The 6,597-nt window shown below is 71.3% G+C and carries 2 protein-coding genes; one reads left to right on the top strand and one right to left on the bottom strand.

Going from position 1 to position 6,597, the window contains the following annotated elements; translation table 11 throughout:
- Window positions 1-13: 13 nt before the first annotated feature.
- Window positions 14-3,355, bottom strand: coding sequence for a S8 family peptidase (locus ACIBD9_RS25805; protein ID WP_396721550.1), 3,342 nt, complete (start codon window positions 3,353-3,355; stop codon window positions 14-16).
- Between the two features lie 327 nt (window positions 3,356-3,682).
- Between ACIBD9_RS25805 and ACIBD9_RS25810 the strand changes: the two genes are divergently transcribed.
- Window positions 3,683-5,566 carry a Xaa-Pro dipeptidyl-peptidase gene (locus ACIBD9_RS25810; RefSeq protein WP_396721552.1) on the top strand — a complete coding sequence of 628 codons (1,884 nt, stop codon included), beginning with the start codon at window positions 3,683-3,685 and terminating at the stop codon, window positions 5,564-5,566.
- The last annotated feature ends 1,031 nt before the right edge of the window (window positions 5,567-6,597 follow it).

Consider the following 6,597-nt stretch of genomic DNA (forward strand, 5'->3'; position numbering starts at 1 on the left):
ACCGTGTCGACGATCAGCCGGCGTGGTACGCCCGGATGATGGTCTGGTCGATTCCGCTACCGCCGTTGGCGGCGGCCTTCACCCGCAATGACACGGCCTGCCCGGAGGTGGCGTTCGGCAGCGCGACCCGGTAGCTGTCGCCGCTGCCGGTGACCCGGGCCGACCTCCAGGTGGCACCGTCGTCGGTCGAGGTCCAGACCTGGAACGACGTCACCTTCTGCGTCTTCACGCCGTGCGCCTGCCGGACGATCAGCTCGGCCGTTCCGTCGGCCGGGTGGTTGTTGTGGTCCATCGGCAGGGCGTAGTCGACCGCGAGCAGCGGCAACGGCACGCTCCCGGTCCCGTCGGGGCCGGCGGACCGGAACGTCCACGAGGTGTTGACAGTGGTCGAGATCGGCAGGATCAGGCTCGTGTCGACGTCGAGGGTCACCCGGTAGTCGGCCATCGACTGCCCGACGGTGAAGTCGCCGTACGGGCCGGACCGCTCGTCGACCAGCTTGCCGTCGCGGTAGACCGACAGCTTGCGCTTCACGCCGATCGCCTCGCCCTGCAGGCAGTCGGCCCGCTGGTGCTTGTCGGTCAGCGACACCAGGTCGAGGTGCAGGTTGCCCCGGGTCCGCGACGGCGCGGTGGCGCAGCTCCAGTCGGCGCCGGCCGGGTCGTCGTACCAGTCGGAGTGCAGGGGCTGACGCGCCCAGACCTTGGTCTGGCGGCTGCCCGGCTGGTAGCTGCGGGGTGCCTCGTCGGCGGCCAGCCCGCCGTAGACGCCCTGGTCGGCCCAGAGGATGTCGGGCGAGAGGTAGTCGGTCCGGTACGGCGGCAGGTTCCCCTCGTGGGTCTGGGTGACCCCGACCCCGTCGCGGGTCATGCCGGTACGGACCAGTTGGGTGAACATCTCCGGCGAATCCGTCTGGTGGAACCGCTCGTCGATCCGGGCCAGCTTGGCCTGCTCGGCCTTGTTCACCCGGTAGGCGGGGTCGGCCGGCACGCCGCCCGCGTACTCGTGCACGAGGTTGTAGCGGTACGGGTTGGCGGTGCCGGTGGGCGAGTCCAGGTTGACGGCCGCCCAGGTGCGCCGGGAGCCGACGGTGGGCTTGGGCAGCGCGGTGGTGCGGACCGTCGTCTTGGTCCCGTACCCGCTGATCTGGTGCCACCAGGACAGGCCGTTCGGCGCGGTCTGGACGTTGGTGAAGTCGGTCCGGGTGGGCGTGGTGGGCACCCCGTCGACAGTCGCCGTCACCGGCTTGGCCCGCGCCGGGTCGAGAATCACGCTCCGGGCGCCGCGCACGTCCAGGTCGGCCTCGGCGGCGAGCGTCGTCTCCAGCACGTCACTGTCGACGTAGTAGGCGACGGAGGAACCGAGGACCGCGTACCGGCCGGCCGGTACCCGCAGCGTGAAGGTGTCTCCGGGCGTACCGCCCGCGCCGCCGTAGTAGATCACCGGGTCGGTGAGGTTGGTGACCATCAGGTTGATCCAGCTCTCCGCACCGTCCTTCAGGCCCGGCAGCGGCTTCGTCCGGACCGTCAGGTCGTAGCTGGGCTGCTCGACGTAGAAGCTCACCGGGGTCGTCGCGACCAACTTGCGGCCGGAACGGGCGGTGACGGTGGCCAGGTAGAAGCCCGGTCGGGCGGCCAGCGCCGCACGGTTGACCCGCAGGGTCGCCGCGTCGGTGGCGCCGTGCGTGAGCGTCAGCCGGCTCGTCGAGAGCGACGCCGCACCGCGCGGCACCGGCTGGCCGTCGTGGTTGACGATCGACACGTCGAGGTCGAGAACGGCCGTCGACTCACCGGTCCAGCTCAGCTTCGTCTCGCTGGTTCCGGACTGCGGGTAGGCGAAGGTGCCGAGGTTGACCACCGGCTGGTCGCTGGTCGGGCCGCCGAGGGCCCGGGCCGCGTTGAGCCGACCGGCGCCGACGGCGTACGGGTCGATGCCGCTGAGCGGGTCGGCGGCACCGACGAGGGCGGCCTTGAGTCGCTCACCGGTCCAGTCCGGGTGGCGCTGGGCGAGCAGCGCGGCGGCGCCCGCCACGTGCGGGCTCGCCATCGAGGTGCCGCTGATCGCCTCGTAGTACCTGTCGATCGGGTCCTGGAGGTTGGTGCCGGCGGCCCGGGCGGCGACGATGTCGACACCGGGCGCGACCAGTTCCGGCTTGGCCACGTTGCTGGTGACCAGCGGCCCCCGGCTGGAGAAGGCGGCGAGCTTGTCGTCGCGGTCGACCGCGCCGACGGTCAGCGCGCTGGCGGCCGAGCCCGGCGAGGAGATGGCGGCGCCGCTGTTGCCGGCGGCGATGACGAAGAGCGCTCCGGTGGACCTGCTCAGACCGTCGACGGCGAGCGAGAGCGGGTCGTTGCCGTCGTCCGGGTCGCTGCCGCCGAGGCTCATGTTGATGACGTCGGCCCGGGTGGCGGCCCACTCCATGCCGGCGATGATGCCGGAGTCGTCGCCGGAGCCGTGGTCGTCGAGAACCTTGCCGATCACCAGCTTGGCGTCCGGCGCCACGCCGCGACGCTGGCCGTGGGCGGCCGCGCCGGTGCCGGCGATGGTCGAGGCGACGTGCGTACCGTGGCCGTTGTGGTCGACGGCGTCACCGCCCTCGACGGTGAAGTCGGCCCGCTCGGCGACCCGGCCGACCAGGTCCGGGTGGGTGAAGTCGGCGCCGGTGTCGAGCACCGCCACCCGGACGCCCTTGCCGGTGTAGCCGGCCTTCCAGGCGTCCGGCGCGGCGATCTGGCCGAGGTTGCGGTCCAGGCCGGCCGGTCGCCCACCGCCGGTCAGGGCGGTGGCCCGGACCTTGCGGTTGAGCCAGACCTTCTTCGCCCCGGCGAGCAGCGAGTTGGTCGCGAGCTTCGCGGTGGCCGGGCTCTTCTTGGGTACGCGGCCGGCGACCGCACCGATGCTGGGCAGCGACAGCACGTCACCGAGCGCGGCCACCCGGGCGGACGCGGTGGCGGGCTGCACGATGAGCGGCAGCTCGGCGGAGTTGTCGTCGTCGTAGCCGTCGGCGATCAGCGTGGTGACGTCGAACAGGTCGGGGTCGAGGACCGAACCGACCTGGGACGCGACGCGGGCGGGAATGACGTGCAGGTGGCCGTCGGGGCCGCAGCTCTGGCGGATCACGGCGTTTTCGTCCGCCGGCCGCACCGTCGCCTGTGGGCAGCCCGATCCGGTGTCCCGAACGGTCACCACGTCCCCGGTCAGCAGGGTGACGGTGTGCGTCTTCCCGTCGGTCGAGGCTGCGGGTGCGCCGGTCTGACCGATGTCGCTGGGTCCGGCCGTGGCGGTGCCGCCCGGTAGGGCGGTCAACGTCGTGGCCGTGACGGCGACGGCTAACAGCCACCGCGTTTTTCTGAGCATGTCGCTCCTCGTCTAATGTGGACGAAACCGCCTCTTCGGGCGACTTCCCGCAAGATCATATGCAGGCGATGGATCATCCGGGCACCCCTCGACGAGGGGTTTTCCGGCCCGCGCGCTGAGGATTTCGGCGGTGTTTCGCGACCGGGCTCGGTTCGATGTCGTTTCGATTGCCGCCCGCCGGACCGGCGGCGACGGTGTGGACGACACATGCGTCCCCAGCCGAAGGGATCGACGGGACGCCGGCCCGGACCTAGCATGACGACGAATGGATCTTCGAGATTGGCCCCTGCCGACCCCGGCAACCAGCCCAACCGAAGGGAGACGCGCATGCGTCGACCCCGTCATCTGGCACTCCTGAGCGTCGGCGTGTCCGGCGCCCTGGTCCTCAGCGCAGCCCCACCAGCGGCTGCGGCTCCGCCCACGCCCACCACGCCCACCGGCATCGTGGTCAGCGACGGCATGACCCAACCGGTGTTCTCGCTCGCCGACGCGATCGAGGAGCGGGTGTTCGTCCAGACCCCGGTGGACACCGACCACGACGGTCGACCCGACCGGGTGGCGATCGACATCTCCCGCCCCCGGGAGACCGCCACGCAGGGCTTCAAGGTGCCGGTCATCTTCGAGCACAGCCCGTACCGCAAGGGCACCTGGGGTGACGTGCCGTACCCGAGCGTGCTGGTCGACGACCTGCCGCAGAACGGCCTGACCGACCGCAACGGGCGTCGCGCACTCGACGCCGGCGCGCAGCGGGCCCAGGCGAAGGCCAACCTGCCCGGCTCGCTGGACGACTACTACGTGCCCCGCGGGTACGCGGTGGTGCTCGGCCAGAGCGTCGGCACCGGCGACTCGGACGGCTGCCCGACCAGCGGCGACCAGGCCGAGACGCTCGGCACCAAGGCGGTCATCGACTGGCTCAACGGCCGGGCGAAGGGGTACGACGCGAACGGCGCCCCGGTCACCGCCGGGTGGACCACCGGCGCGGTCGGCATGACCGGGGTCTCCTACAACGGGACGCTGCCCAACCAGGTGGCCACCACGGGCGTCAAGGGGCTCAAGACCATCGTGCCGGTCTCCGCCATCAGCAGCTGGTACGACTACTACCGGGCCAACGGTCTGGTGGTCGCACCCGGGACGTTCCAGGGCGAGGACCTCGACATCCTGGCCCAGTACACCGCCGGGCAGGCCCGCGCCGAAGGACCCTGCGCCGACGAACTCGCGCAGATCACCGCGAAGCAGGACCGGGTCACCGGCGACTACTCGACGTTCTGGCGCGACCGCGACTACCTCGACGCCAGCGACGTCAAGGCCAGCGTCTTCGTCGTGCACGGCCTCAACGACTGGAACGTCAAGACCGAGCACTTCGCCGGCTGGTGGGACCAGCTCGCCAAGCGCGACGTCCCCCGCAAGATCTGGCTGCACCAGGGCGGCCACGGCGGTCCGGGCAGCAGCGCGTCGGTGACCCTGCCCAGCGGCCAGACGTGGACGTACAAGCAGACCGAGAACCGCTGGTTCGACTTCTGGCTGTGGAACGTACGCAACGGCATCATGGACGAGCCGACGGCGGTGCTCCAGCGCGAGGACCGCGCCTACACCACGTACGCCAACTGGCCCGACCCGGCCGCGCGGGAGGTCGGCCTACGCTTCGCGGCCACCGACGCCACCGCACCCGGCTCCCTCACCACCGGCAAGCCGCCGAAGGCCAAGGTCGAGCAGAGCTTCGTCGACGAGGGCCGGACCATCCACCCGGACACCCTGGTGTCCAACCCGGACACCGCGAGCGCCAACCGACTCGCCTACCGCTCCCCCGAGCTGACGCAGAGCGTGCGCATCTCCGGGCGTCCAGAAATGCGGCTGCGGATGGCGATCGACAACAAGCCGGACGCGAACCTCACCGCGTACCTTGTCGACTACGGCCCGGCCGGGTCGACCGCAGCCCCGACCGTGGTGACGCGAGGTTGGATGGACCCGCAGAACCGCAAGAGCGCCGCGCGCACCGAGCCGGTCAAGCAGGGCAAGCTGTACGACTACCGGTGGACCATGGAGCCGAAGGACTACATCTTCCCGGCGGGGCACCGGATCGGTGTGGTCGTCTTCTCCAGCGACCAGGAGTACACCCTGCTGCCGTTGGGCGGCACCGAACTGCGGGTCGCACCGAACGACAGCGAACTGCGACTGCCGGTGGTCGGCGGACGGAGCGTCCTCGGGTTCTGATCGCATCCCCGCACTCCCGGGTGGGGCAGTCCGACGCGTTTCGGGCTGCCCCACCCGCACGTCGGGGACGGGCAGTCCGACGCGTTCAGGCTGCCCCACCCGCACGTCGGGACCACTCCGCCGCTGCATATCCGCGCAGGCGCCGCCGGCCGCCGCGCAGCGGCGTGATCACTCGTCCTCCTTGATGTCGGGGTGTTCCCGGCGTCGGGACACCGCAATATCACCAAACCCGAGTCGATCACACCATCCGTCCGCCGTGCCCGGGGTTCGCACGGCACACTGACTCCGCGTCGGACCGGCCCCGGCGCCCAGCCCAAGTCCGCATGATCGTGCTCGATCCCGGATGTAGTGGCCTCGTGGCACGAGGAAGGGCCTGCTCCCTGGATCGAGCACGACCTTGCACCGAGTTCGCATGGCGCGCTGACCCGGACCGCGGCCCCACGACGCGCTGACCGGGCCAGGCCGGGCCAAAACACGCGCTGACCCAGGGTCGGACCCGGTCCGCGACACGGAACGGCGCAGACCGGGCATGATCCACTCGGGTTTCATGATGTCGGGTGTTCCCGGCGCCGGGACACCGCGTTTTCCGTGAACCCGAGTCGATCACCCCATCTCGGCCGCCGCGCCGACCCCCAGGCCGGGCCGGTCAGGGTGCGCGAACAGCGTAGACCGGCGTGATCCACTCGGGTTTCATGAAGTCGGGGTATCCCCGGCACCCGGACACCGCGATTTCCGTGAACCCGAGTCGATCACGCCGTCTCGGCCGCCGTGTCCGGTTGCCGGGTGGGCGGGTTTGTCGGGTTTGGCCCCGGGTGTCGGGTGGTCGGGGCCACCCCGGCGGCGGAATCGAGGGCCGGCCGGGGTCGTTATACCTGGCATGCCACCGCGACTCTCGGGTCGTGGGGCGCGGCAGCCGCCAGGGAACATCCGGCAGGCCGCCCCGGTTACATCCCCCGCACGGCCGAGCACCACAACGGCCAACCCCGCACGGCCCAGCAGCACAGCCGGCCGGCGGGTAGGCGGAATGACCC

Origin of the sequence: Micromonospora sp. NPDC050784 (genome assembly GCF_044456765.1) — a bacterium.
Taxonomy (GTDB): Bacteria; Actinomycetota; Actinomycetes; order Mycobacteriales; family Micromonosporaceae; genus Micromonospora; species Micromonospora foliorum.

Coding starts and splice junctions, on each gene's coding strand:
- ACIBD9_RS25805 (WP_396721550.1), bottom strand. CDS start 3,355: ATGCTCAGAAAAACGCGGTGGCTGTTAGCCGTCGCCGTCACGGCCACG.
- ACIBD9_RS25810 (WP_396721552.1), top strand. CDS start 3,683: ATGCGTCGACCCCGTCATCTGGCACTCCTGAGCGTCGGCGTGTCCGGC.